This is a genomic window from Bradyrhizobium sp. CCGUVB23 (assembly GCF_024199885.1).
In the GTDB taxonomy this organism is placed as follows: domain Bacteria; phylum Pseudomonadota; class Alphaproteobacteria; order Rhizobiales; family Xanthobacteraceae; genus Bradyrhizobium.
On record NZ_JANADQ010000001.1, the window covers coordinates 9,398,828 to 9,424,703 of the forward strand.

Annotated in this window: 26 protein-coding genes; 10 read left to right on the forward strand and 16 right to left on the reverse strand. The window is 64.1% G+C overall.

Going from position 1 to position 25,876, the window contains the following annotated elements:
- Positions 1-34: 34 nt before the first annotated feature.
- The 3 genes from NLN62_RS44160 to NLN62_RS44170 form a co-directional block, all read right to left on the reverse strand.
- Positions 35-916, reverse strand: coding sequence for a phosphatidylcholine/phosphatidylserine synthase (locus NLN62_RS44160; RefSeq protein ID WP_254112919.1), 882 nt, complete (start codon positions 914-916; stop codon positions 35-37).
- Between the two features lie 84 nt (positions 917-1,000).
- Complete coding sequence (locus NLN62_RS44165) at positions 1,001-1,705, reverse strand: phosphatidylserine decarboxylase (protein WP_256576099.1); 705 nt, start codon at positions 1,703-1,705, stop codon at positions 1,001-1,003.
- Between the two features lie 78 nt (positions 1,706-1,783).
- Positions 1,784-3,742 (reverse strand): ABC transporter ATP-binding protein/permease, encoded by a 1,959-nt coding sequence (locus NLN62_RS44170; RefSeq protein ID WP_254112921.1) that lies wholly within the window; start codon positions 3,740-3,742, stop codon positions 1,784-1,786.
- Positions 3,743-3,943: 201 nt separating this feature from the next.
- Between NLN62_RS44170 and NLN62_RS44175 the strand changes: the two genes are divergently transcribed.
- Complete coding sequence (locus tag NLN62_RS44175; RefSeq protein WP_027523651.1) at positions 3,944-4,549, forward strand: TIGR00730 family Rossman fold protein; 606 nt, start codon at positions 3,944-3,946, stop codon at positions 4,547-4,549.
- 59 nt (positions 4,550-4,608) lie between these two features.
- Here NLN62_RS44175 and NLN62_RS44180 read toward each other — a convergent pair whose 3' ends face one another.
- The 5 genes from NLN62_RS44180 to cysS form a co-directional block, all read right to left on the reverse strand.
- Positions 4,609-4,986, reverse strand: coding sequence for a VOC family protein (locus tag NLN62_RS44180; RefSeq protein WP_254112922.1), 378 nt, complete (start codon positions 4,984-4,986; stop codon positions 4,609-4,611).
- 46 nt (positions 4,987-5,032) lie between these two features.
- Positions 5,033-6,208, reverse strand: a complete 1,176-nt coding sequence (locus NLN62_RS44185; protein ID WP_254109737.1) for an IS481 family transposase — start codon at positions 6,206-6,208, stop codon at positions 5,033-5,035.
- A gap of 190 nt (positions 6,209-6,398) precedes the next feature.
- Entirely contained in the window at positions 6,399-7,997 is a 1,599-nt protein-coding gene (gene cimA / locus NLN62_RS44190) for a citramalate synthase (RefSeq protein ID WP_254112923.1), read from the reverse strand.
- Positions 7,994-8,485, reverse strand: coding sequence for a GNAT family N-acetyltransferase (locus tag NLN62_RS44195; RefSeq protein ID WP_027523648.1), 492 nt, complete (start codon positions 8,483-8,485; stop codon positions 7,994-7,996). Before NLN62_RS44195 ends, cimA begins: the two co-directional genes overlap by 4 nt.
- Positions 8,486-8,599: 114 nt before the next feature.
- Positions 8,600-9,985: a cysteine--tRNA ligase gene (gene cysS, locus NLN62_RS44200; protein WP_254112924.1), complete on the reverse strand. Its 1,386-nt coding sequence runs from the start codon at positions 9,983-9,985 to the stop codon at positions 8,600-8,602.
- A 290-nt stretch (positions 9,986-10,275) separates the two neighbouring features.
- Here cysS and NLN62_RS44205 point away from each other — a divergent pair, with 290 nt between their 5' ends.
- Positions 10,276-10,581: a hypothetical protein gene (locus tag NLN62_RS44205; protein WP_254112925.1), complete on the forward strand. Its 306-nt coding sequence runs from the start codon at positions 10,276-10,278 to the stop codon at positions 10,579-10,581.
- A 124-nt stretch (positions 10,582-10,705) separates the two neighbouring features.
- Entirely contained in the window at positions 10,706-11,902 is a 1,197-nt protein-coding gene (locus NLN62_RS44210) for a DUF2865 domain-containing protein (protein WP_254112926.1), read from the forward strand.
- Positions 11,903-11,962: 60 nt separating this feature from the next.
- Here NLN62_RS44210 and NLN62_RS44215 read toward each other — a convergent pair whose 3' ends face one another.
- A complete protein-coding gene (locus tag NLN62_RS44215) occupies positions 11,963-12,871 on the reverse strand; it encodes a DUF2189 domain-containing protein (protein WP_027523644.1) in 909 nt (302 codons plus the stop codon).
- A gap of 550 nt (positions 12,872-13,421) precedes the next feature.
- Here NLN62_RS44215 and NLN62_RS44220 point away from each other — a divergent pair.
- The 5 genes from NLN62_RS44220 to NLN62_RS44240 all read left to right on the forward strand — a co-directional run bounded on the left by NLN62_RS44220 (position 13,422) and on the right by NLN62_RS44240 (position 17,955).
- Positions 13,422-14,255, forward strand: coding sequence for a cytochrome c oxidase subunit II (locus NLN62_RS44220; RefSeq protein WP_254112927.1), 834 nt, complete (start codon positions 13,422-13,424; stop codon positions 14,253-14,255).
- Positions 14,256-14,335: 80 nt separating this feature from the next.
- Positions 14,336-16,114, forward strand: coding sequence for a cbb3-type cytochrome c oxidase subunit I (locus NLN62_RS44225; RefSeq protein ID WP_027523642.1), 1,779 nt, complete (start codon positions 14,336-14,338; stop codon positions 16,112-16,114).
- Positions 16,111-16,815, forward strand: a complete 705-nt coding sequence (locus tag NLN62_RS44230) for a cytochrome c oxidase subunit 3 (RefSeq protein ID WP_027523641.1) — start codon at positions 16,111-16,113, stop codon at positions 16,813-16,815. Before NLN62_RS44225 ends, NLN62_RS44230 begins: the two co-directional genes overlap by 4 nt.
- 15 nt (positions 16,816-16,830) lie before the next feature.
- Positions 16,831-17,553 carry a heme-copper oxidase subunit III family protein gene (locus tag NLN62_RS44235; protein WP_027523640.1) on the forward strand — a complete coding sequence of 241 codons (723 nt, stop codon included), beginning with the start codon at positions 16,831-16,833 and terminating at the stop codon, positions 17,551-17,553.
- A gap of 9 nt (positions 17,554-17,562) precedes the next feature.
- The gene (locus NLN62_RS44240) at positions 17,563-17,955 is read left to right on the forward strand and encodes a cytochrome C oxidase subunit IV family protein (protein WP_027523639.1); all 393 of its coding nucleotides are present in this window, start codon (positions 17,563-17,565) and stop codon (positions 17,953-17,955) included.
- Between the two features lie 210 nt (positions 17,956-18,165).
- On the opposite strand, the gene NLN62_RS44245 is transcribed toward NLN62_RS44240, so the two are convergent.
- The 3 genes from NLN62_RS44245 to NLN62_RS44255 are packed head-to-tail and all read right to left on the reverse strand — an operon-like array spanning position 18,166 to position 21,694.
- Positions 18,166-19,923 carry an NAD+ synthase gene (locus NLN62_RS44245; protein ID WP_254112928.1) on the reverse strand — a complete coding sequence of 586 codons (1,758 nt, stop codon included), beginning with the start codon at positions 19,921-19,923 and terminating at the stop codon, positions 18,166-18,168.
- A 24-nt stretch (positions 19,924-19,947) separates the two neighbouring features.
- On the reverse strand, positions 19,948-20,301 hold the full coding sequence (locus NLN62_RS44250) for a diacylglycerol kinase (RefSeq protein ID WP_254112929.1): 354 nt from the start codon (positions 20,299-20,301) through the stop codon (positions 19,948-19,950).
- 4 nt (positions 20,302-20,305) lie between these two features.
- Entirely contained in the window at positions 20,306-21,694 is a 1,389-nt protein-coding gene (locus NLN62_RS44255) for a class II 3-deoxy-7-phosphoheptulonate synthase (protein WP_027523636.1), read from the reverse strand.
- 183 nt (positions 21,695-21,877) lie between these two features.
- On the opposite strand from NLN62_RS44255, the gene NLN62_RS44260 reads away from it, so the two are divergent.
- Entirely contained in the window at positions 21,878-22,774 is an 897-nt protein-coding gene (locus NLN62_RS44260) for an alpha/beta fold hydrolase (protein WP_254113856.1), read from the forward strand.
- A 4-nt stretch (positions 22,775-22,778) separates the two neighbouring features.
- On the opposite strand, the gene NLN62_RS44265 is transcribed toward NLN62_RS44260, so the two are convergent.
- Complete coding sequence (locus NLN62_RS44265; RefSeq protein ID WP_027523634.1) at positions 22,779-23,042, reverse strand: hypothetical protein; 264 nt, start codon at positions 23,040-23,042, stop codon at positions 22,779-22,781.
- Between the two features lie 257 nt (positions 23,043-23,299).
- Between NLN62_RS44265 and NLN62_RS44270 the strand changes: the two genes are divergently transcribed.
- Entirely contained in the window at positions 23,300-24,085 is a 786-nt protein-coding gene (locus NLN62_RS44270) for a class I SAM-dependent methyltransferase (RefSeq protein WP_254112930.1), read from the forward strand.
- Between the two features lie 165 nt (positions 24,086-24,250).
- Here NLN62_RS44270 and NLN62_RS44275 read toward each other — a convergent pair whose 3' ends face one another.
- Genes NLN62_RS44275 through NLN62_RS44285 form a run of 3 tightly spaced genes read right to left on the reverse strand, consistent with a single transcriptional unit; the run spans position 24,251 to position 25,730 of the window.
- Positions 24,251-24,895, reverse strand: a complete 645-nt coding sequence (locus tag NLN62_RS44275) for a TerC family protein (protein WP_254112931.1) — start codon at positions 24,893-24,895, stop codon at positions 24,251-24,253.
- Positions 24,892-25,254 (reverse strand): hypothetical protein, encoded by a 363-nt coding sequence (locus tag NLN62_RS44280; protein WP_254112932.1) that lies wholly within the window; start codon positions 25,252-25,254, stop codon positions 24,892-24,894. Before NLN62_RS44280 ends, NLN62_RS44275 begins: the two co-directional genes overlap by 4 nt.
- Positions 25,255-25,256: 2 nt before the next feature.
- Positions 25,257-25,730: a TerB family tellurite resistance protein gene (locus tag NLN62_RS44285; protein WP_254112933.1), complete on the reverse strand. Its 474-nt coding sequence runs from the start codon at positions 25,728-25,730 to the stop codon at positions 25,257-25,259.
- Positions 25,731-25,876: the final 146 nt, after the last annotated feature.

The window sequence follows — 25,876 nt, forward strand, 5'->3', positions numbered from 1 at the left end:
GCGCGCCTTCATGGCAGATATCCGCGAGCGCCGTCTAATGCAGCCGCTCGGGCCGGTCGTCGTGCGGGGGTTCCGGCAGGTTCGGCGACAGCGTCGGCGCGGCACCCGGCGGCGTGACGCCGACCGGTCCCGGTGACGCAGCGGCGTACGCACGCGCCTGCTTCTGATACGACCTCCAGCCCAATGGCAGGGCCAGGAGATAGAGCACCGAGCCAGCCAGCAGGATGTACCAGGGATAGCTGATCAGGAGCGCGATGAAGAAGATCACGCCGACGAACAACGGCAGCACCAGCTCCGGCGGCACGCGCATGCGCACCGTCTTGCCGGAGAACACGGGCAGCCGCGACACCATCAGGAAGGCGATCAGCAGCGTGTAGCCGGCCGTCACCGGCGCGGGCCAGCGCCCAAGATCCAGGAACGCCGCATAGATCGGCAGCAGCACCGTGATCGCACCGGCAGGCGCCGGAATGCCGGTGAAGTAATTCGAGGCAAACGGCGGCTTGTTGGGATCGTCCATGGTGGCGTTGAAGCGCGCGAGCCGCAAGCCGCCGGAGATCGCGAACACCATGGCCGCGATCCAGCCTGCGTTGCGCAGGTCGTGAAGCTGCCAGAAATACAGCATCAGGCCGGGCGCCACGCCGAAATTGACGAAGTCGGCGAGGCTGTCGAGCTCGGCGCCGAATTTCGACTGGCCCTTGATCATCCGCGCGATGCGGCCGTCGATGCCGTCGAGGGCCGCGGCGAACACGATCGCATAGACCGCAAGCGTCATCCGCCCTTCGATCGACAGCCGGATCGAGGTCAATCCGGCGCAGATCGCCAGCAGTGTAATGACGTTGGGCACCAGCATCCGCACCGGAATCGGGCGGAACCGCCGGCGGCGCACGTCGGGATTCTTGAAGTCGTAGGGCGTCATGGCTTTGACCTCGCTTCCCCGAGATATAGCAAGCCGCCCCGCCTCCCGCCAATGCGCCCGCGGGACCTTTCGCCGCTGTAATAGTTAACTGGCGCGGTAGGACCGGCCGGTGTCGTCAGCGACAATATCGGCCAAAACCGTCTCGCCGGCGATCGCGGTCTGGCCTTCCGAGACCAGCGCCCGGGTGCCGAGCGGCAGATAGACGTCGAGTCGCGAGCCAAAGCGGATCAGACCGAACCGCTCGCCGGCGCCGATCGACTGGCCCTCCTTGACGAAGCACACGATGCGCTTGGCGATGAGGCCGGCGATCTGGACGACGCCGATCCGCCCTTGCGCCGAGGAGATCACCAGCGAGTTGCGCTCATTGTCCTCGCTCGCCTTGTCGAGCTCGGCATTGATGAACAGGCCGGGCCGGTAGGCGATGCGGTCGATGCGGCCTGCGATCGGGGCACGATTCACGTGGCAGTTGAACACGCTCATGAAGATCGAGACCCGCGGCAGCGGCCGGTCGCCGAGCCCGAGCTCAGCCGGCGGCAGCGCCATCGTGATCATCGAGACCCGCCCATCGGCCGGCGATACCACGAGCCCCTCGCGCACCGGCGTCACCCTGACGGGGTCGCGGAAGAAAAGCGCACACCACACCGTGAGCACGGTGCCGATCCACCCCAGGGGCGACCAGAGCCAGAACAGGAGGAGGCTCACCAGCGCGAAGATGCCGATGAAGGGATAGCCTTCCTTGTGGATCGGCGGGATCTGCCGTTGGATCGAATCGAGAATGGACATCGCTATCTGCCGCCTGGGGTTGCTGGCGCGCGGTCATCTCGCGCGCGGGAGAGGTTTAGGCCAGAGTTGGGACCATAGACAAGGTCACTCGGCGGCCGCCGGCGTCGTGAGGACGTCATCGACCGGCGGCGGCTCGCGGTTCGGCGCCTCGCTGGACTCGGCGATCTTGGCGAGCTTTTCGCGTGCGACCTCCGCCTCGCGCTGCCTGTTCCACATGCTGGCATAGAGCCCGCCGAACGCCAGCAGGCTGGCATGCGTCCCCCGCTCCGCGATGCGGCCCTGGTCGAGCACGATGATCTCGTCGGCGCCGACAATGGTCGAAAGCCGGTGCGCGATCACCAGCGAGGTGCGATTTTTCGAGACGCGGTCGAGCGCGCCCTGGATCTCGTGCTCGGTGTGGCTGTCGAGCGCCGAGGTCGCCTCGTCCAGCACCAGGATCGGCGGTGCCTTCAGCACGGTGCGCGCGATCGCCACGCGCTGCTTCTCGCCGCCGGAAAGCTTCAGGCCGCGCTCGCCGACCTGGGTCTCATAGCCCTTCGGCGCCATGCGGATGAAATTGTCGATCTGCGCGAGCCGCGCCGCCTGCTCCACGTCCGCGTCGCTCGCATCCCACCGGCCGTAGCGGATGTTGTAGCGGATGGTGTCGTTGAACAGCACGGTGTCCTGCGGCACCATGCCGATGGAGGCGCGCAGCGAGCCCTGGGTGACATCGCGGATGTCCTGGCCGTCGATCAGGATCTTGCCGCCGGAGACGTCGTAGAGGCGGAACAGGAGCCGCGAGATCGTCGACTTGCCGGCGCCAGACGGCCCCACGATCGCAACCGTCTTGCCGGCCGGCACCTCGAAGCTGATGCCTTTGAGGATCGGCCGCGCCGTCTCATAGGCAAAACGCACGTCCTCGAAGCGCACGGCGCCTGCGGACACCACCAGCGGCTTGGCGTCCGGGGCGTCCTTGATCTCGGCCTCCCGCGACAGCACGTTGAACATCTTCTCGATGTCGATGATCGCCTGCTTGATCTCGCGATAGACCATGCCCATGAAGTTCAGGGGCTGGTAGAGCTGGATCATCATGGCGTTGACCAGCACGAAATCGCCGACCGTGTTGCGCCCGCTTCGTACGCCGATCGCGCACATCAGCATGGTTGCCGTAAGTCCCATGGTGAAGATCACGGCCTGGCCGGTGTTGAGCACCGCGAGCGAGGTGTAGGTCTTGACGCTCGCCTCCTCGTAGCGCTCGACCGAACGGTCATAGCGCTGCGCCTCGCGCGCCTCGGCGCCGAAATATTTCACGGTCTCGTAGTTGAGCAGCGAGTCGATCGCCTTGGTGTTCGCCTCGGTGTCGGAATCGTTCATCTTGCGGCGGATGCCGATCCGCCATTCGGTGGCGATGTAGGTGTAGTACATGTAGATCACGACGGTGATCAGGGTCGCGACCACGTAGCGCCAGTCGAACTGCCAGAACAGCACGGCCATCAAGAGCGACACCTCGACGATGGTCGGGATGAGCTGCAGGATCACCATGCGCACGATGACCTCGATGCCCTCGCGGCCGCGCTCGAGTACGCGCGTCAAGCCGCCGGTCTTGCGCTCGAGGTGAAAGCGCAGCGACAATTCGTGCATGTGGATGAAGGTGATGGTGGCGAGCTTACGCACCGCGTGCATGGCGACGCGGGCGAAGATGCCGTCGCGCCACTGCGTCAGCACCGCCATCAAGATACGCGTCGCGCCGTAGCTTGCGGTGAGGACCAGCGGCGAAGCGATCACCCAGAGGTGCCAGTTGGAGGCTTCCACCGGCGCCGTGTTCGCGCCGGTCAGCGCATCGGTCGCCCATTTGAAGGTGAAGGGCACCGATAGCGTGATGAGCTTGGCGATGAGCAGCAGCACCATCGACCAGACCACGCGCATCTTCAGGTCGATGCGGTCGCTCGGCCAGATATAGGGCCACAGATGCGCCAGCGTTCCAGCCAGGGTCGCCCGCTCCGCGGAGCTGCGCGCGGCATCAGGGACGTCGCCGCCTGCAAGGGACGAATGAGGGTGAGCCATGGACAGCCTTGGAAGACCCGCCGGATGCGAGCCCGTTTGCGATTAACCGATTTCGCCCTCATATAGAGGCTTCGGGCCAGCCGCGCACCCCACCAGACGGCTATTCTCGATTGTTTGTCGTGATTTACCGGTAGAGTCCCGGGGGCTTGCGAATCACCGATTGGACTTGACGCCCTTTCGCTGCAATGCATCATGGGTTCAATGAGCACTCTAAAAACCGTCTGTGTCTATTGCGGCTCCGGCCCAGGAACCAATCCCCGTTTCATCGAAGGCGCCAAGGCGCTCGGCAAGGCGCTCGCGGAGAGCAACGTCCGCCTCGTCTATGGCGGCGGCGCGCTCGGCATGATGGGCGCAGTCGCAACCTCCGTGCTCGACCACGGCGGCACCGTCACCGGCATCATCCCTGACTTCCTGCGGATGCGCGAGAATGCGCTGACCCGCGTGCAGGAGATGGTCGTCACGCCCGACATGCACGAGCGTAAGCGGCTGATGTTTGAACGCTCCGACGCCTTCGTGGCGCTGCCCGGCGGCATCGGCACGCTGGAGGAGTTGGTCGAGCAACTCACCTGGAAGCAGCTCGGCCGTCACGCCAAGCCCGTGCTGCTCGCCAATATCGACAATTTCTGGGAGCCACTGTTCTCGCTCTTGTCGCACATGCGCCAGACGGAATTCATCCGCGCCGGTTTCAACGTCGACATCCTCATGGCCGACAAGGTCGAGGATATCCTGCCGAAACTGAAGGCGGCTGCCGCGCAGGTGGCCGAGGCGGAGAAGAACCTCGCGCCGGAAGTTGCGCGGAAGCTGTAGAGCATGATCCGGAAAAGTGTGAAGCGGTTTTCCGAAAAGATCATGCTCAAACGATAATCTTATTCGCTCGGAAACGTCACCGCCTCGATGCGATTGCCGTCGGGATCGGTAACGAAGGCCGCGTAATAGCGCACGCGGTCATGCGGGCGGAGGCCCGGCGCACCGTCGGAAGCGCCGCCCGCCGCAAGCGCTGCGGTGTGAAACGCATCGATTTCGACAGTCGACTTCGCCCGCAGGCAGATGTGGACGCCACTCTCCCGTGCTACGGGCGGCATGCCGGCGCGCAAATTGATCCAGAATTCCGGATAGGCCTTGCCGAAACCGACCGTCCCCGGCCGCGTCACGAGCCGCGTGAGCCCGAGGGTGCCAAGTGTCGCCTCATAGAATTTTGCGGAGCGATCGAGATCGCTGACGCCGACGGAGATGTGGTCGATCATGTCTTCGTCCCCTCCTCACCTCCGCTGTCATCGCCCGGCTCGATGTTTAGTCCGGGGACATGGCTGACACCTGTTCGGACACATCACTGACAGGTTGGCCATTGGTCAAGTCGATTGCTGCGACCTGCCAGCTGGCAAAGAAGATTCCGTAGTGGCCATCGCGATCGAGGGGGCGGATGGCCAGGCGCTCGCGAGCGAAGGCCTGGGGGACTTTCCAGAACCGTCCCTTGAAGGAGATGTAGGGTCTCGTCGATGAGACCCTGCGCACGGTCTCGCTGCTGTCATACTCGACCTGCGGAACGCGCGCGGGCATGGCACGAGAGCTCGGTCGGAAGCGGTCGGCGGGCACATTCATGGCGAGCCCCTCGTGAGGTCGCTCCAGGTTGTAGACCATGCGCCAGGCGTCGAGGGCGCGCTGAACTTCCGGCAGGGTGCGGAAGCGACGCATGGCAAACACCTCGGCATTGAGCGTGCGATGGAAGCGTTCGTTCTTGCCACGGCCCTGCGGGTGGCACGGTCTGGCGTGGACCACCCTGATGCCGAGCTTGAGCAGCCATACCTTCAGCCCGGTCCAGCGAACACCCGACGTGTCGCCCCAGGGGGAACCGTTATCGGTGTAGAAGGCCTCCGGCAGACCATAACGACGGAAGGTGGCTGTCAGATGCTTCTGCACGGTGGGGCGCTGCTCGTTCGCGCATGCCTTCAGGCACATGACATAGCGCGAATGATCGTCAACAATGGTCAGCGGATGACATCGCGTCCCATCGCCGAGCGGCAGGTGACCCTTGAAGTCCATCTGCCACAACTGATTGGGCGCCTCCTTCTCGAAGCGATGTCCGGGGTTGGGTGGCGCATTCTCGCTCGGCTTGATCCGGTCGTTCCGACACAGGATCTGATGCACGGTTGACGGCACCGGCACAGCCTGCCCATCGCGCTTCAGGCAATGGGCGATCTTGCGTGCTCCCCAAGCTGGATGCTTATCGCGCACAGCCACGACCTGCGCCTCCATTGCAGCGTCGCTGCGCTTGGGCATCGCCTTCGGACGACGGGACTGATCCGCCAGTTCCCGATCGCCGGCCTGCCATCGTCTCAGCCACTTGTACCCGACATCAGGACTGATGCCGAACCGCCGGCACAACTCCCGGCGGTTCGCCCCCTCCTGCAAGGCAAGTCGCACGAACTCGCGTCGCTGATCCACTACTGACACCTCGTTCCACGGCATGGACGGACCCCGAATCGACCAATCCAGCCAATGTTGATGTGTCAGCTATGTCTCCGAACACCCGTCAGTGATCTGTCCGGCCTAAACACTCGACCGGGCGATCCAGTATTCCGAGACGCCCGAGAGCTACTGAGAAGCCGCGGCGTACTGGATACCCCGCTTTCGCGGGGTATGACGGCCGTCGCGGGTCTTACGCCGGCGCGCCTGACTTCACGAGCTTGTAGATCACCGAATCCATCAGCGCCTGGAACGAGGCGTCGATGATGTTGGGCGACACGCCGACCGTGGTCCAGCTGTCGCCGTTCTCGTCCTCGCTCTCGATCAGAACGCGCGTGACCGCGCCGGTGCCGCCGTTGAGGATACGCACGCGGTAGTCGATCAGCCTCAACCCTTCGATGTATTTCTGGTACTTGCCGAGGTCCTTGCGCAGCGCGACGTCGAGCGCGTTGACGGGGCCGTTGCCTTCCGCCGCCGAGATCAGGCGCTCGCCGGCGACGTCGACTTTCACCACGGCGAGCGCAACGGTGACGCGCTCACCAAGCGCGTTGTAGCGCTGCTCGACATTGACGTCGAACTGCTCGACCTCGAAATAGTGCGGCACCTTGCCGAGCGTGCGGCGGGCCAGGAGATCGAACGACGCATTGGCGGACTCGTAGGCGTAGCCCTGGGCCTCGCGCTCCTTCAGCTCCTCGACCAGCCGCGTCAGTTTCGGATCGCTTTTCTCGTAGGCAATCCCGGCGCGGTCGAGCTCGGCGATGACGTTGGAGCGCCCGGCCTGGTCGGAGACCAGCACCTTGCGATGATTGCCGACGGCCTCTGGCGCCACATGCTCATAGGTCTGCGGATCCTTCAGCACCGCGGAGGCGTGAATGCCGGTCTTGGTGACGAAGGCGCTCTCGCCGACATAAGGCGCGTGCCTGTTCGGTGCGCGATTGAGCATGTCGTCGAGCGTGCGCGAGACCTTGACGAGGCTTGCCAGCTTCTCGCCGGTCACGCCGATTTCGAAGACGTCGGCAAACTCCTTCTTCAACCTCAAGGTCGGGATCAGCGAGCAGAGATTGGCGTTGCCGCAGCGCTCGCCAAGCCCATTGAGCGTGCCCTGGATCTGGCGCGCGCCGGCGCGCACGGCTGCGAGCGAGTTCGCCACCGCCTGCTCGGTATCGTTATGGGCATGGATGCCGACGTGATCGCCGGGGATGTGCTTGATCACCTCGGTGACGATGCTTTCGACCTCGTGCGGCATGGTGCCGCCATTGGTGTCACACAGCACCACCCAGCGCGCGCCGGCCTCATAGGCTGCCTTCGCGCAGGCGAGCGCGAAATCCGCATCCTCCTTGTAGCCGTCGAAGAAATGCTCGCAATCGAGCATCACCTCGCGACCGGCCTTCTTGGCGGCGCTGACGCTGTCGCGGATCGAGGCGAGGTTTTCTTCTTTCGTCGTCTCGAGCGCGACGCGCACCTGATAGGCGGAGGATTTTGCGACGAAGCAGATCGCGTCCGCCTTCGCTTCCAGCAGCGCGGCGACGCCGGGATCGTTCGACACCGATCGCCCCGCCCTCCGCGTCATGCCGAAGGCGGTGAAGCGCGCCTGCGCGAACTTCGGCTTCTCGGCGAAGAATTCCGTATCTTGCGGATTGGCGCCGGGATAGCCGCCCTCGACATAGTCGATGCCGAGCTCGTCCAGCATCTGCGCGATGACCTGCTTGTCGGCAAGCGTGAAATCGACACCGTTGGTCTGCGCGCCATCACGCAGCGTGGTATCGAACAGATAGAGGCGCTCCTTGCTCATTGCGGCGCTCCGAGCGTCTTCTTCATGGTGGTGTTGGCGAGCCATTCGTCGTTGATCGTCACGCTGTTACGCTGCTGGGCGGTATAGCCGCGCTTGGCGAAGAAGCCCTGCGCGGTGTCGCTGGCATCGACCGTCAGGCTCGTGGCGCCGCGGCCGCCGGAAAGCTTCTCCAGCGCATCGACCAGCAGGGTCGCGATGCCCTGGCCGCTCACCGCCGGATGCACATAGAGCATACTGATGTGATCGTTGCCCCGCAGCGAGGCAAAGCCGACCGGCGATCCATCGAGCGTTGCGACCAGCGTCAGGTCGGAGGCGAGCCGGCGGCCGAACTCGTCCTCCTCCGCAGCCGCCATCCAGGCTTCCTGCTGCGCCTCGCTGTAGTCGTCGCCGGTCAGCTCCTCGATCGCGGATGCGAAGATCGCGGCAACGACCGGGACGTCGGCCGGCAGGAACGGCCGCAGCGCGGGCTTCGGCAAAGTCTGTCCCATGATGTCACCACATTCCGTACAGTTTCAGCGCCAGCGCAACCGCGCCGGCAAGGAGCAGAATCTTCAGCACGATGTAGTAAAGCCAGTGCCTGGGAAAAGGCGTATCGGGACGGCTCATCGCGCGATCTCCCAGGTCGTGCCCTCCTTGGAGTCCTTGATCGCAACGCCCATCGCGGCGAGCTGATCGCGGATGCGGTCGGACTCCTTGAAGTCTTTCCGCGCACGTGCCGCCGTGCGCTCCGAGATCAAACGGTCGATTTCGCTGGCATCGACACCACTTGCCTGCCGCTTCCGTCCCTCCCACTGCGCCGCAGTTTCGGACAGGAAGCCAAGCAGCCGCAGTGACGCCGCCAGGCCGGCGGCGTCGGACGCGTTGCGCAGACCATGCAGCGCCGCGATGGTCTGCGGCGTGTTGAGGTCGTCCAGCAACGGCTCGATCACCGACGTGGCCGGCTTGCCGGGCGGAACGACCGCCGCGACACGATACCAGTCGTCGAGCGTCTTGCCGCTCTCCTCCAGCGATTTCAGGGTCCAGTCGATCGGCGAACGGTAATGCGTCTTGAGCATGTTCAGACGCAGCACCTCACCCGGCCAATCCGCAAGCAGGTCGCGGATGGTGATGAAGTTGCCGAGGCTCTTCGACATCTTCTCGCTCTCGACCTGGAGGAAGCCGTTGTGCATCCAATAGTTCGCCATGCGCGACTGGTGGAACGCGCAGCAGCTCTGCGCGACCTCGTTCTCGTGATGCGGAAACACGAGATCGATGCCGCCGCCGTGAATGTCGAAATGCGTGCCGAGATGCTTCCAGGCCATGGCCGAGCACTCGATGTGCCAGCCCGGGCGCCCCTCTGCCTTGATGCCGGCCGGCGACGGCCATGACGGCTCGCCGGGCTTTGACGGTTTCCACAGCACGAAGTCGGTGTTCCCTCGCTTGTAGGGCGCGACATCGACACGGGCACCGGCGACCATCTCGTCCAGCGAGCGATTGGACAGCGCGCCATAGCGAGGCAGCTCGGAATTGGCCGCGTTCATGGCCTGCGGCGAGAACAGCACGTGGTCCTCGGCAACATAGGCAAAACCGCCGGCGATCAGCTTTTCGATGATCTCGCGCATCTCGCCGATATGCTCGGTTGCGCGCGGCTCGACGCTCGGCCGAAGCGCACCGAGCGCGTCGACGTCGGCGTGAAACTGCCGCCCCGTCTCCTCGGTGACCTTGCGGATCGCCTCGTTCAGCGGCAGCCCAGGAAAATCCCGCGCGGCGCGGTCGTTGATCTTGTCGTCGACGTCGGTGATGTTGCGGACATATTTGACGTGCGCCTCGCCATAGAGATGGCGGAGCAGCCGAAACAGCACGTCGAACACGATCACCGGCCGCGCATTGCCGATATGGGCGAAGTCATAGACGGTCGGTCCGCAGACATACATGCGGACGTCTTGAGGATTCAGCGGCACGAATGTACGCTTTTCCTTCGTCAGCGTATCGTAAAGACGCAATTCCATATGGATACCCATCGGCTGTTGGCCGGGCGTCCAGGGCTCTCAATGTTTTTGAGAAAAGACGGCTCCAGCCAGCGAATCGCTAGCTCGTAATCTCGCGGCAAATGGCGCAAATGGCGAGGAGACCGTTCATGCGGAACATATGGGCCACAAGCGGGCCTGCCGTCAAGTGAGCCGCGAAAAAGCCGCTTTCTCTGCTCAAAGCGCCCGCGTCCCGCCACCAGGGTTAATCATCCTTAACCTTTTGAGTTTATTCATGTGATGGCGGTTCCTCCCAAGCCACGGTGCACTTCATGCGATCCCTTCCGGCACTTCTTTGCTGTGCCTTCATCATCGCCGCCTCCAGCGCCTCGGCGGAGACCCGCGTCTTCATCATCGCCAACCAGGCGGACGGCTACGGCGTCGACCAGTGCCTGGCCAAGGGCGACCAGTGCGGCGCGCACGCCGCCCGCTCCTATTGCCAGTCCCGGGACTTTGCCCAGGCCTCGTCCTACCGCCGGGTCGATCCCGACGAAATTACCGGCTCCGTCCCCAAATCAGGCGCAAATTGCTCCCATGGCCATTGCGACGATTACGTCGCAATCACCTGCCAGCGCTGAATTCGGTCGGAGCTGGCGGACCTTAGGTCCAATCATCGCCCCCGAAACGACGTGACGATGCCCCGAGAAGCGGGTATTGGAGGGCGCGCACCGGCCCCATGTTTGGGGCCGTGACATCGCTAGAATGGCGGATATGCCGGAATTTTTGTCTTCTCTCTCTCGCCCCCGTTCGATCCTTGCCGGCGCCGCGCTGATCAGCGCGCTCGCCCTCGGCACTGACGCTCTCGCACAATCAGGTCCCCCCGGGCCGCCGCCGCCCGCGCAAGCCGCGCCCGGAGCGAACCCGATCTGCTCGCGGCTGGAAGGCCAGCTTGCCGCGCTCGACCGTGGCGGCAGCGGCGATCCCGCCAAGGACGACCAGATCCGCCGCTACCAGGATTCAGCGACCCGCCAGCAGGCCGAGCTCGATCGCCTCACCTCGCAGGCCAAGCGTATGGGCTGCGACAGTTCCGGCTTCTTCTCGCTGTTCAACAACCAGTCGGCGCAATGCGGTCCGGTCAACACCCAGATCCAGCAGATGCGGGCGAATCTCGACCAGATCACCTCCAATCTCGAACGCTTACGCGCCGGCGGTCCTGGCAGCTACAGCCCCGACCGCGACAACCAGCGCCGATCGGTGCTGGTCGCGCTCGCGCAGAACAATTGCGGCCCGCAATATGCCAACGCCGCGCAGTCGCAAGGCCCCGGCAATTTCCTCAGCAACCTGTTTGGCGGCGGCAACAATCCTAATAATCCTCCACCCGGCACACCGCCCGCCGATCTCGGCCCGCAGTCGGGCACTTATCGTACTGTTTGTGTCCGCACCTGCGACGGCGCCTACTTTCCGGTTTCGTTCGCCACCGTCCCGGCACGCTTCCCCGACGACGAGAGGACCTGCAAGGCGCTGTGCCCGGCGGCCGACGCTGCGCTCTACGCCTATCGCAATCCCGGCGAGGACATGAACGCGGCGGTCTCCGTCAGCGGCCAGCCCTACACCGCGCTCCCGAACGCCTTCAAATTCCGCAGCGAGTTCAACCCGTCCTGCTCGTGCAAGGCCGCGGGCCAGAGCTGGGCGGACGCGCTGAAATCGGCCGACGACAAGGCGGCGGTCGAGCAGCAGGGTGACATCATCGTCACCGAAGAGAGCGCCAAGAAGATGCAGCAGCGGCAGCTCACCAAGGGTGCGCCGGCCAACGGCAAGAAGGGTGCACCTCCGGCTACGACTACGGCGAGCGCACCGGCGACGGCTGCACCGGCGGATTCCACGCCGACAACGCCCCCGAGCGAGAACAAGCCGATCCGCTCGGTCGGTCCGACTTTCCTGCCGCAGCAGCAGAAGTAGCTGGTCCCTACCCCGCCTTCGCGAAGGCGGGGCGTCCAGTTCTCCGCGGCCCTTGCGCTGTTACTGCTCGCCCTCGCGGCTCCACGGGAAGAGATTGGCCGGGAAATCCGCGGCATAGCGCTTTCCCTTCGGGGGCGGCGGCGCCTCGTCCGGTGGATTTGGATTCGGCTCGACCACCCGCCGATAGAGATGCCAGGTGGCATGGCCGAGCACCGGAAGGACGACGGCGAGACCGACGAAGAGCGGTAGCGAGCCGATCACGAGCAGCGCCGCGACGATGAGGCCCCACGCAGCCATCGCAACCGGATTCGCCGCCACCGCTCGCAGCGATGTGCGGATCGCATCGATCGCAGTCGCATGCCGGTCGAGCATCAACGGAAACGACACCACGCTGACGCACAGGGCCACGACCGCAAACACGAAGCCGACACCACAACCCACGATGATGAGCGACCAGCCCTCCGGTGTGGTCAGCACGCGCGTTGCGAAGTCGGGAATGCTCGCGGCTGCCGCGTGGCCGAAGATTGAGACATAGATCGCGTTCGCGACACCGATCCAGGCCCCGAACAGGACGAGCAGGAGCACGCCGAGCTCGACCATGGCGCCGAACGACGGTGCCCGCAGCACCTTGATCGCGTCCCATGCATCGACCTCCTCGCCGCGTTCGCGGCGACGGCTGAGCTCGTAGAGACCGATCGCGGCAAAGGGTCCGATCAAGGCAAATCCGGCCGCTAGCGGAAACAATAGCGGCAGCACCGAATGGCCGAGGACCATCCTGAACAGGACGAGGCCGAGAACGGGATAAATCACGCATACGACGATCGCGTGACTTGGCATTGCCTGGAAATCTTCCCAACCCAGGCGCAGCGCTTCTCGAAGGTCGGACAGGTCGATCTTGCGAACGGGATAAGAGACCGCTTCGCCGAACACGTGCCGTCTTATGAGGTCGTGGGAGTACAGAGTGGCCATGAATGCACCCTCCCGTGCTGAAAGCCGCGGTGGCGATACCACGCGCTTTTCAACCACGCGCGTCCGCCTCACGAGCGAGAGACGCGATGGACCGAGTACGGCAACCCAGGTTCAGCGAAACGACCCTGGCCGGACGGAACCCGCCGCGACCTGCCCGCACAAGCTTAGCGCGCACGACGCACCGCTGTGCTCACGGTTGGGTGATCGTGCATCCGCGCAGATTTGTGCGCTGCGCAACCCGACAAGTCCGGCGACTGACGCCCATCGTCTTCCGCGGCAGTGCACAGTTCGTCCGCGCCAAATGAACTCCAGCATGCGCTATTGACGCCGGGTTCGGCGGGGATCATTTTAAAACGCAGACACCCAAAGCTCCGATGAAATTGACGGTCGCGACCTTTTCTTGATTTTGCGACCGGTGGAATGGGCGAAGCAAGAGGCGCGGCGATGGCGAACATGCCAACGTAGATGCCAACTTAGTCAGCCATCGCGACCGACGTGAGCTCCGCCCTGGAATCGTATCCGCAGCCTTCGATGGCAAGGATGGATCAGGATGGCTGTCGCACTGATATTGCTTCTGGTCGCGATCGGCTCGGTGCTGTTTCACCTCTACAGCCCGTGGTGGTGGACGCCGATCGCCACCGACTGGGCGTATATCGACCACACCATCAACATCACGTTCTGGATCACGGGCTTCGTATTCGTCGCGGTCATCGCCTTCATGGCCTATTGCGTCTTTCGCTTTCACCACAAAGAGGGAAGACGGGCTGACTACAATCCGGAAAACAAAAAGCTCGAATGGTGGCTGAGCGTCGGGACCGGCGTCGGCGTCGCGGCCATGCTGGCGCCCGGCCTCGTGGTCTGGCACCAGTTCGTGACGGTGCCTGCGGATGCCACCGAGGTCGAGGTGATGGGCCAGCAATGGCAATGGAGCTTCCGCCTTCCGGGCAAGGATGGGCGGTTGGGCACATCCGATGTCCGCAACATCGGTTCCGACAATCCGTTGGGACTCAATCGCGACGATCCGCACGCGCAGGACGACGTCGTGATCGAGAACGGCGATCTGCACCTTCAAGTGGGAAAGCCGGTCAAGATTCTTCTCCGCTCGGTTGATGTCCTGCACGATTTCTACGTGCCCGAATTCCGGGCCAAAATGGACATGGTCCCAGGCATGGTCACCTTCTTCTGGATCAAGCCGATCCGAACCGGAACGTTCGACGTTCTCTGCGCGGAGCTTTGCGGCGCTGCGCACTATCAAATGCGTGCCAAGGTGATCGTCGACGACGAGGGCGAATATCACGCCTGGCTGGAGCAGCAGAAAACGTTCGCAGACTTGTCGCCGGCAAAAGCCGTCGTGAAGGCGACGTACCAATCCGGCGGTAAGTAAGAAGGTGCCGCTGGGAAAATAGATCGGGTGCGTGAGACCAGCTCATTGTCCCCGAAGGAAACGACCGAGGAGATATTTCTATGGTCGATGTCCCATATGATACCGTCGCCGGCATTCCGCCTGCCGAAGTACCTGATGTCGAGCTCTATCATCCGAGGAGCTGGTGGACACGGTACGTCTTCTCGCAGGACGCCAAGGTGATCGCCATTCAGTACGCGCTGACAGCCTCGGCGATCGGGCTGGTGGCCCTGGCGCTGTCGTGGCTGATGCGACTGCAATTGGGATTCCCCGGCACCTTCTCCTTCATCGATGCCAACCAGTACCTCCAGTTCATCACCATGCACGGCATGATCATGGTGATCTACCTGCTCACCGCATTGTTCCTGGGCGGCTTCGGCAACTACCTGATCCCGCTGATGGTCGGCGCCCGCGACATGGTCTTCCCGTATGTGAACATGCTGAGCTACTGGGTCTACCTGCTCGCAGTCCTGGTGCTGGCCTCGACATTCTTCGTGCCCGGCGGCCCCACCGGCGCCGGCTGGACGCTGTACCCGCCGCAGGCGATCCTCTCCGGAACTCCCGGGCAGGATTGGGGCATCATTCTCATGATGTCGTCCCTGATCCTGTTCATCATCGGCTTCACCATGGGCGGACTGAACTACGTGGTGACGGTGCTGCAGGCGCGCACCCGCGGCATGACGTTGATGCGGCTGCCCTTGACGGTGTGGGGCATTTTCACGGCGACCGTCATGGCGCTGCTGGCATTCCCCGCGCTCTTCGTTGCCTCGGTGATGCTGCTGCTCGACCGTCTGCTGGGAACCAGCTTCTTCATGCCTTCCCTCGTCGAAATGGGCCAACTGTCGAAATATGGTGGCGGCAGCCCGCTGCTCTTCCAGCACCTGTTCTGGTTCTTTGGCCACCCCGAAGTCTACATCGTAGCCCTGCCCGCCTTCGGGATCGTCTCCGATCTGATCAGCACACATGCGCGCAAAAACATCTTCGGCTACCGCATGATGGTCTGGGCGATCGTGGCCATCGGTGCGCTCAGCTTCATCGTATGGGCGCACCACATGTATGTGAGCGGCATGTTCCCGCAATTCGGGTACTTCTTCGCCACCACGACGCTCATCATCGCCATCCCGACCGCGATCAAGGTCTACAACTGGGTGCTGACCCTGTGGCGCGGCGACATTCATCTCAGGGTGCCGATGCTGTTCGCCCTCGGCTTCATCATCACCTTCGTGAACGGCGGACTGACCGGCCTCTTCCTCGGCAACGTCGTCGTGGATGTGCCACTGTCGGATACCATGTTCGTGGTCGCGCATTTCCACATGGTGATGGGCGTGGCGCCGATCATGGTCGTGCTCGGGGCGATCTATCATTGGTACCCCAAGGTCACGGGGCGGATGCTGAACGACGCGCTCGGCAAGTTTCACTTCTGGGTCACTTTCCTCGGCGCCTACCTGATCTTCTTCCCCATGCACTATCTCGGGCTGCTCGGAGTTCCACGCAGGTACTTCGAACTCGGCGACGCAGCGTTCATCCCGCCCTCGGCCCATTCACTGAACGCCTTCATCTCCGTGGTGGCCTTGACCGTCGGCTTCAGCCAAATGGTGTTCCTGTTCAATCTTGCCTGGAGCCTGTTCAAAGGTGAGCCCTCGGGCGGCAATCCGTGGCGGGCGACGACGCTGGAGTGGCAGACGCCGGAGACGCCGCCCGGGCACGGCAACTGGGGCAAGGAGCTCCCGATCGTCTATCGCTGGGCCTATGACTACAGCGTACCCGGCGCCGAAGAGGACTTCATTCCGCAGAACCAGCCGCCGCGTGCAACGAGAGCCGTTCAGGGAGCAGCTTCGTGAGCGCCATCGTCCTTTTCCTGGCGATGATCGCGATCATCGCCGGATGGTGGCTCTCGCAGCAACGGCTGACGGCCAAGCCATGGCTGGAGGAAGGTTCGGTCGGCGATTTCCCCGGCGGCGACGCCATGGCATGGCCGGCGGCGAAGGTCGGACTAGGCGTGTTCCTCGCTGTCGCGAGTTGTCTGTTCGTCCTCTTCATCAGCGCCTACTCCATGCGCATGTCCGTGGTGGACTGGCGGGCCCTGCCCGTGCCGAAACTGCTGTGGCTCAACACGGGCGTCCTGGTCCTGAGCAGCGTCGCGCTGCAATGGTCATATGTGGCTGCGCGCCGGGGCGACGCCGAGAGCGTCATGGTCGGCCTGCTCGCGGGCGGCGTAGCTGCCGTGATCTTCCTGGCCGGGCAACTCCTGGCCTGGCAGCAGCTCAGCGCGGCCGGATATTTCGTGGCGTCCAATCCGGCGAATTCCTTCTTCTACCTGTTGACCGCAGTGCACGGGCTGCATCTGACGGGCGGCCTGGTGGCCCTCGGGCGAACCTCGGCCAAGGTGTGGCGCGGCGCCGAGATCGCCGACATGCGCTTGAGCGTAGAACTATGCACCATCTACTGGCACTTCCTGCTGCTGGTCTGGCTTGTTCTGCTCGGGCTGCTCACGGGATGGACGGACAATTTCGTCGACATCTGCCGCCAATTGCTGAGCTAGGGAGGGCGAGACCAGATGGCAGAGACTGTGCTGACAACCTCCGGACAATCGCCTGCACGGCCTGAAGGCTGGCGCGGCATCGCCGCCGACTGGGCGTCCGATCAGCGCGCCTTCAAGAACGTGTCCTGGGGCAAGGCCATGATGTGGATCTTCCTCCTCAGCGACACCTTCATCTTCAGTTGCTTCCTGCTCTCCTACATGACGGCGCGCATGTCGACGACCGTGCCGTGGCCCAACCCCAGCGAAGTCTTCGCCCTCAACTTCGCCGGCAAGCAGATCCCGCTCATCCTGATCGCCATCATGACCTTCATCCTGATCAGCAGCAGCGGGACGATGGCCATGGCCGTCAATTTCGGCTATCGCCGCGATCGCGTCAGAACCGCAGCCTTGATGCTGGTCACGGCGGCGTTCGGCGCAACCTTCGTCGGCATGCAGGCTTTCGAATGGACCAAGCTGATCAGGGAGGGCGTCCGGCCCTGGGGCAATCCGTGGGGCGCGGAGCAGTTCGGCTCAAGCTTCTTCATGATCACGGGCTTCCACGGCACCCATGTGACGATCGGCGTGATTTTTCTGATCGCGATCGCACGTAAGGTCCTGCGCGGCGACTTCGACGTCGGCAGGCGCGGCTTCTTCACGAGCCGCAAGGGATATTACGAGATCGTCGAGATCATGGGCCTGTACTGGCACTTCGTCGATCTCGTATGGGTTTTCATCTTTGCGCTTTTCTATCTTTGGTGAGGTCGGCGCATGACAAACGCAGCATTACCCATGGAAGGACAGCTCCAGGCTCATGCGCATGATGCAGTCGCAGTGCCTGCCGTACACACCAAGGGTCAGCAGCACCCGATCAAGCTCTACCTCGTGGTCTGGGGATGGCTGTTCGTTCTCAGCACCTGCTCCTATCTGGTCGACTACTTTGGCCTGCATGGCTATCTCAGGTGGTCGCTGATCCTGCTGTTCATGGTGTTGAAGGCGGGCCTGATCGTCGCCGTCTTCATGCACATGGCCTGGGAACGGTTGGCCCTGGCCTATGCCATCCTGGCGCCGCCGATCGCGGTGCTGGTCTTCGTGGCGATCATGGTGCTCGAATCCGAGTACACGCACCTCCTGCGGGTGCTGTTCTTCGCGGCCCCATCTTAGCAGTACGCGAGTTCGTACCTCGCGCGAACATGCCCCGCCACCGGGTCTCGCCTTCGGCGAGCCCGATGACAGGCTCCGGGGCATCCAGTACTCCGCGACAGGAGTCGGTTTCTACAACGTCCGCCGCGGAGTACTGGATCATCCGCTTTCGCGGATGATGACGGCGTAGTGGGCGGCGGGACCGTCCGCCTCACCAGCATGCGCTAACCATTACCCCTCGAACGCGTCGATCGAGGCGCGGCTGCCGCGTGACACCAGCGTGTCGTCCGGCACAGGCAGTGGATCGCCCTTGTCGCGGAAGCGGTTGGTGATGGGATAGCGGCGGTCGCGACCGAAATTCTTGCGCGTCACCTTCACGCCCGGCGCTGCCTGGCGGCGCTTGTATTCGGCGATGTTGAGGAGATGGTCGATCCGCGTCACCATCGCGCGATCGAAGCCTGCGGCAATGATCTCTTCCAGCGGCTCCTCGCGCTCGACCAGGCGCTCGAGCACCGCATCGAGCAGTTCGTAGGGCGGCAACGAGTCCTGATCGAGCTGGTTCTCGCGCAACTCCGCCGTCGGCGGGCGCGTGATGATGTCAGGCGGAATGACCTCGCCGGAGGGGCCAAGCGCGCCATCCGGCTTCCAGCTATTTCGCAGGGACGCCAGCCGAAACACCTGCGTCTTGTAAATGTCCTTGATCGGGTTGAAGCCGCCATTCATGTCGCCATAGAGCGTGGCGTAGCCGACCGACATCTCCGACTTGTTGCCGGTGGTCACCACCATCAAGCCGGTCTTGTTGGAGATCGCCATCAGCAGCGTGCCGCGGGTGCGCGCCTGGAGGTTTTCCTCGGTCATATCGGGCGGCAGATTCTTGAAGATATCGGAGAGGATGGTCCCAAAACCGTTGACCGCCTCTGCGATCGGAAGCACCTCGTAGCGGATCCCGAGGTGGCCTGCGAGCTCGCCGGCATCCGCGATCGAGCTTGGCGCCGTGAAGCGATACGGCAGCATCACGCCATGCACCTGATCCGCGCCGAGCGCATCGACGGCGATCGCCGCGCACAGGGCCGAATCGATGCCGCCGGAAATGCCGAGCAACACGCCGGGAAAACCGTTCTTGCCGACATAGTCGCGCAAGCCGAGCATGCAGGCCATATAGTCGGCCCTGTCGCCTTCAGGCAGTTGCGCAACCGGACCCGTGCAGCGCCAATCATCGCCGGTCTTGGTGAAGTGCAGCGTGGTGACGCTCTCCTCGAATGCCGGCAGCTGCGCGGCAAGTGAGAGATCGCCGTTCAGCGCGAACGAAGCGCCGTCGAACACCAGCTCGTCCTGGCCGCAGACCTGATTGAGATAGACCAGCGGCAGGCCGCTTTCGGTCACGCGCGCGACCGCGACCGACAAGCGCACGTCGCCCTTGTCGCGGGCGTAAGGCGAGCCGTTGGGCACGAGGATGATCTCGGCGCCGGTCTCGGCCAGCGTCTCGACGACGTTCTCGTAGTCCTCGGATTCCTCCAGCCAGATGTCCTCGCAGATCGGCACGCCGATCCGCACGCCGCGCACAGTCACCGGGCCGGCCGCAGGGCCGCGCGCAAACAGCCGCTTCTCGTCGAACACGCCGTAGTTCGGCAGGTTGGCCTTGAAGCGCAGGCCCGCGATGCGGCCGCCATCGAGGAACGCACAGGCATTGTAGAGCTTGCCGTCCTCGACCCAGGGCGTGCCGACCAGCATGGCGGGGCCGCCATCGGCGGTCTCGCGCGCGAGGCTTTCGATCGCGACGCGGCAGGCGGCCTGGAAGGCCGGCTTCTGCACGAGGTCTTCGGGCGGATAGCCGGCGATGAACAATTCCGGAAACAGCACGAGGTCGGCGCCGTCTGCAGCGGCGTGCGCGCGCGCCGCGCGCGCCTTCGCGGCATTGCCGTCGATATCGCCCAGCGTCGGATTGAGCTGGGCGAGCGTCACGGCGAATTCATTGAGACGTTCGGTCATGGGCGCCGCGCTCCGATCATCCAGCTAGACGAACCCCAATCGCTCGACGAGGGCGAAGATCCAGAACGCGCCAGCCATCAGCAATGCCACGCCGACCGCGGCGGAGCCCATGTCCTTGACCCGGCCGATCTGCTTGTCGTGGTCCATGGTGAGGCGGTCGGCGAGCTTTTCGATCGCGGTATTCAGCAGCTCGACTACCAGCACGAACGCGACCGCGCAGACCAACTCGACCGCGCGCATCGCGGTCGCGCCGATGAACCAGGCGAACGGCAGCGACAGGAGGAGTGCAAGAATCTCCTCGCGGACGGCCTGCTCCGAGCGAAACGCGAAGGCCAGACCGTTACGGGAATTGATCGTGGCCTTCCAGAGCCGGAGCAAGGTCCTAGAGCCCCGCTGCGACCGGCATCGGCCTGGCCTTGCCGGCACGATCCTGCTTCAAGAGCTCCGCGATCAGGAAAGCCATGTCGATCGACTGCTCGGCATTGAGGCGGGGGTCGCAGACCGTGTGATAGCGGTCGTTGAGATCCTCGTCGGTGATCGCGCGCGCGCCGCCGAGACATTCGGTGACGTCCTTGCCGGTCATCTCCAGATGCACGCCGCCGGCATGCGTTCCTTCGGCCGCGTGGATCGCGAAGAACGACTTCACCTCCGACAGAATGCGGTCGAAGGGCCGCGTCTTGTAGCCGGTGGTGGAGGTGATGGTGTTGCCGTGCATGGGATCGCAGGACCAGACCACCACCTTGCCCTCGCGCTGCACGGCGCGGATCATGTTCGGCAGATGCTCGCCGACCTTGTCGGAGCCGAAGCGGCCGATCAGCGTCAACCGTCCGGGCTCGTTGTCGGGGTTGAGCACGTCGATCAGCTTCAAGAGCTCATCGGGCTTCAGCGACGGGCCGCACTTCAGCCCGATCGGGTTCTTGATGCCGCGGAAATATTCGACATGGCCGTGGTCGAGCTGCCGCGTGCGGTCGCCGATCCAGATCATGTGGCCGCTCGTCGCGTACCAGTCGCCGGTGGTGGAATCGACGCGGGTCATCGCCTGCTCGTAGCCGAGCAGCAGCGCCTCGTGGCTGGTGTAGAAATCGGTCGCGCGCAGCTCGGGATGGCTCTCCAGATCGAGGCCGCAGGCGCGCATGAAGTTCAGCGCGTCCGAGATGCGGTCGGCCAGCTCCTTGTAGCGGCGGGACTGCGGAGAATCCTTCAGGAAGCCGAGCATCCACTGATGCACGCTGCCGAGATTGGCGAAGCCGCCGGTCGCGAACGCGCGGAGCAGGTTCAGCGTCGCCGCCGACTGGCGGTACGCCATCAGCTGGCGCTGCGGATCGGGCACACGCGCTTCCTTGGTGAAGGCGATGTCGTTGACGATATCGCCGCGATAGCTCGGCAGCTCGATGCCATCGACCTTTTCCGTCGGCGAGGAGCGCGGTTTTGCGAACTGCCCGGCGATACGGCCGACCTTCACCACCGGGACGGCCCCGGCATAGGTCAGCACGACCGCCATCTGGAGCAGCACGCGGAAGAAGTCGCGGATGTTGTTGGCGCCGTGCTCGGCGAAGCTCTCGGCGCAGTCGCCGCCCTGGAGCAGGAACGCTTCGCCTGCAGCGACGCGAGCCAGTGCCTTCTTCAGATTGCGCGCTTCGCCCGCGAACACCAGCGGCGGAAAGCTCGCAAGCTGCGCCTCGACATCGGCCAACGCCTTGGCGTCGGGATAGTCGGGGACCTGCAGCACGGGCTTGCTGCGCCAGCTCTCGGGTGTCCACCGCTCGGACATCGTAAATCCTCTTTCCTAAAGCAAAAACTGCAACCTGATCTGTGGGTTGCGCGAGCCGCCTTATACACAGGCTAGCATCGCCTCGCCAGTTGTAAATCCGTTTCCGCATGCAAGCCCTTGCGGACAAAGCCGAATTCGCATTTGCTGGGGGCGTGCGGAGAAACCTTGGGGCGTGCGCTGCTCATGGACGCGGCAATCGACGACGTATTTATCGACGACATCAGCTTTCCGGCCGTCGACGGCTATTCGTTGACCGGCACCCTGTTTCTGCCGCGCGGCGTCAAGCGCCACGCCGTCCTGATCAATTCCGCGACCGCCGTCCCCCGCAAAGTCTATAGGGGCTTTGCCTCGTACCTCGCCAACCGCGGCTGCGCGGTCCTGACCTACGACTATCGCGGCATCGGCGACTCCCGCCTGCCGGCGCTGGTCGGCTACAACCAGCCGAAATCGCTGGTCGGCTTCAAGGCCTCGATGTCCGACTGGGCCGCGCTCGACGTCACCGCCGCAGTCAAATGGATGCGCGAGCGCTATCATACCTTGCCGCTCAACTATGTCGGTCATTCCTTCGGCGGCCAGGCGCTTGGGCTGATCGCGAACAACGCCGAGATTTCGCGCGCGCTGTTCGTGGCGTCCCAAGCCGCGACGTGGAAACTGATCCCGCCGCCGGAAAACTACCGCGTTTTCGTGTTCATGAATTTCATCGGCGTGCCCGTGACCCAGCTGCTCGGCTACGCGCCGGGCTGGCTCGGCATCGGCGAAGATTTGCCCAAGGGCGTGTTCCTGCAAGGCGCCAAATGGGTGAGCAGCCCGCGCCACCTCTTTGATTCCAAGCTGCCGGCGCTGGCAAACTTCGCAAGCTACAAGGGCGAGCTGCGCGCCCTCGCCTTCGCCGACGATCCCTGGGCAACGCGGCCCGCGGTCGAGCTGCTCTGCTCCGGCTTCAGCGCGATCAAGCCGGAGGTGCTCACGGTCAAGCCGTCCGACGTTGGCGTCAAGACAATCGGCCATTTCGGCTTCTTCCGCCCCGACCACCGCGACACGCTCTGGCGCGGTGTGGCGGAATGGATCCAGGGGGAGTGAGGGGCTAGCGAAGGATGGTCGTCAGAGACGAGTAGCGCTTGCCCGGCTTTGCCTCACCCGGCGAGAACTGCGCGAAGGCGTCGCTGACGCGGACCGCCGGCGGCGTATCGCTGGCGAAGCGAAATTCCTTCGGCCGCGGCGCGTAGAAGTCGCGGCTGTAATAGGCGTCGTCGAAACGCGTCTCGTTGATGCCGAACAATGCGTCGCAGACGAACAGGAGTGCGTAGACTCCCGCAATCGCAGCGACGATTTCCTTGAGAACCGACATGTTGATGCCCCACCCTTTTCCGGGAGGATGCAGGCCGGTTCCAAAGGCAAGGTTTAAGACCGTGCGGCACTTGTCGGCAGGGTTGGCCGCGGGTCAGCAAATTGCAGACAATTTGAACGAATGCGTTACCGCCGTGACGCGGGCCCAGCGCCGGGCGGCGTCAAGGACAGCGGCTGTGGCTGCGAAGGTTGCACCGTAGGGTTGCAGTGTTATACGATCGTCAAGAACGTGTCCGACAAGATGCTGTAGGAGCCTCTATGCAGAACGAAGCGCCGCGTCATCAGGACGGCAGTGCCGGCGACGCCAATTATGGCGCGATCGGCAAGGGCTATGCGAATTTTCGTCGTCCGGACCCGCGCATTGCTCGCATGATCGGGATCGCGCTTGGTGATGCACGGACTGTCCTCAACGTCGGTGCCGGTGCCGGCTCGTACGAGCCGAAGGACCGCACGGTGACCCCGGTTGAACCCTCACAGTCGATGCGCGACCAGCGCCCGCCGCATCTTCCCGCAGCGATCGACGCCGTTGCCGAAAACCTCCCCTTCAAGGACGCTTCCTTCGACGCCGCGATGTCGACTTTCTCCGTGCATCAATGGAAAGATCTCAATGCGGGCCTGCGCGAGATGCGGCGGGTCACACGCGGTCCGGTCATCATCATGAGCTGCGAGCCGAGCGAACTCGATCGCTTCTGGCTCGACGCCTATTGCCCCGAGGTGATCGCAGTCGAGTCGGTGAGATATCCGCCGGTGCACGACATTGCGCAGGCACTCGGGGCCAACTCCGAGATCCTGTCCGTTCCCATTCCGCTGGATTGCACCGATGGCTTCAATGAAGCCTATTACGGCCGGCCGGAGATGCTGCTTGATCCCGCCGCGCGGCTCGCCTGCTCAGCTTGGAGCTTCGTCGACGACGATGCAGTGCAGCGCTTCGAGGATGCCCTCGGCCGCGATCTGGCGTCCGGCCACTGGGACGAGCGATTTGGCGAGCATCGAAAATTGCCCTCCTTTGCCGGCTCCCTCAAACTGATCGTCGGCCGGGTCTGATCCGACCGGGTAAGGCGGCGGAAACTTCTCTGTCATTGACTGATCGTCCGTGCGTGGTGACGCTGGCGGTGTCCTCGCTCGTTCCTTGACAGCAAGACGTTTCCGACAAGCATGATCCGGAAAAGTGCGAAGCGGTTTTCCGAAAAGAAGTCGGAAAGGCTTGGATCAGAGGCTGGCGATGACCGGCGCGAGCTCGACCGAGCCGCGCCAGATCATCTCGAAGGCGACGTAGACGATGATGGCGAGGCCGACATAGGCGATCCAGCGCTGCTTCTGGAGCACGCGGCCGAGCAGATCTGCGGCGACGCCCATCAGCGCGACCGACAGCAACAGGCCGAAGGCCAGGATGAACGGATGCTCGCGTGCGGCGCCCGCGACAGCCAGCACGTTGTCGAGCGACATCGAGACGTCGGCGGCGACGATCTGGAGCGCCGCCTGCCGAAAAGTTTTGCGCGGCGCCTGCGCATGCGTCGTGCTCCCGGCCCCGGCATGACCGAGCGCCAGCACGCCGGCGTGGGACGACTGCTCGCGCAATTCGCGCCACATCTTCCAGCAGACCCACAGCAGCAGCACGCCGCCGGCCAGCAGAAGGCCGAGCACCTGGAGGAGCTGGGTCGCAACGCCGGCGAAAACAATGCGCAGCACGGTCGCAGCCGCGATGCCGACGATGATGGCACGGCGGCGCTGGCCGGCAGGCAGGCCCGCCGCGGCAAGGCCGATGACGACGGCATTGTCGCCGGCGAGCACGAGGTCGATCAGGACGACCTGAAACAGCGCCGTCAGCGCTTCGGGGGTGATCAATTCGCTCATGTCTGATCATTCGGACGCGAGGCTGCACCGAGCCAGTGCGGCTTGCGGCGCTCGATCCAGTCCAGGACTTTCGAGCGCTGCGAGCGCAAGCCCGGCACATCCTCGGCAAGCAGGGCAAGGCCGAGCGGCAGCATCCAGATGCCGAGCACCGGCAGAAACGACAGCACGCCGCCGACGACCAGCAGCGCGCCGGCGGGCATCCGCACCCAGCGGTTCGAGGGTCGCAGCAGGTAGGTGACGGTGCCGCTAACGCGCGGCGGCAGGCGGCCGACGAGCGCGTCAAGGCGCGGATCGCCGCCGGCGGCCTCGCCGGTGGCGCGCTCGCGCGACCTCGCGTGATCGTCGGTGCCTGCGCTCATGCTCACGCTCCGGATGCGAGGCGGCCCTCGCCGCGCGGCGTGACCGGGCTAACCGGCTTCGAGCGCGGCAGCACCAGCGTGAGCAGGCGGAGCAGCTTGATCGCCTGCACCTCATGCGGATGCACGTCCTCGTCCGCCGCGGCGACCCGCTCGGAGATGTCGATGAGATGCGCGGCCAGCGGCAGGTCCGAGACCGGGCGGAGCGTGTCGATGACGACATTGGCGAAATCAGGCTGCTCCAGCCGCTCCGCGAGCTCGTCGAACATCGCAGCAAGCCGCGCTTCGCTGACATGCGGGGCGAGCCCGCGCTCCCGGATGAAGCGGGTCACCTCCTCGCGCTCGACCGCGGCGACACGGCGGTCGGCGACGGCGACCAGCGCGCCGGCAATCACGAGCGCGGCGGCGGCCTGCTCATGCAGGCTCGAAGGTTCGGTAATCTCGCCCTGGATGGGGCGCAAAGCTTCTGCGTCAGGCATCATAGCTCCTCAAGCTTACGGTTGTGACCGCACGCGGGAAGCGATGAGGATGGCTGGTCGATGAGAGCAGGTGCGCTGGGCCCAACGATCGTCCAATCCAAACGCATTCGCGCGCGGGACAGGTCATCCGACATCACGAGGTTGGC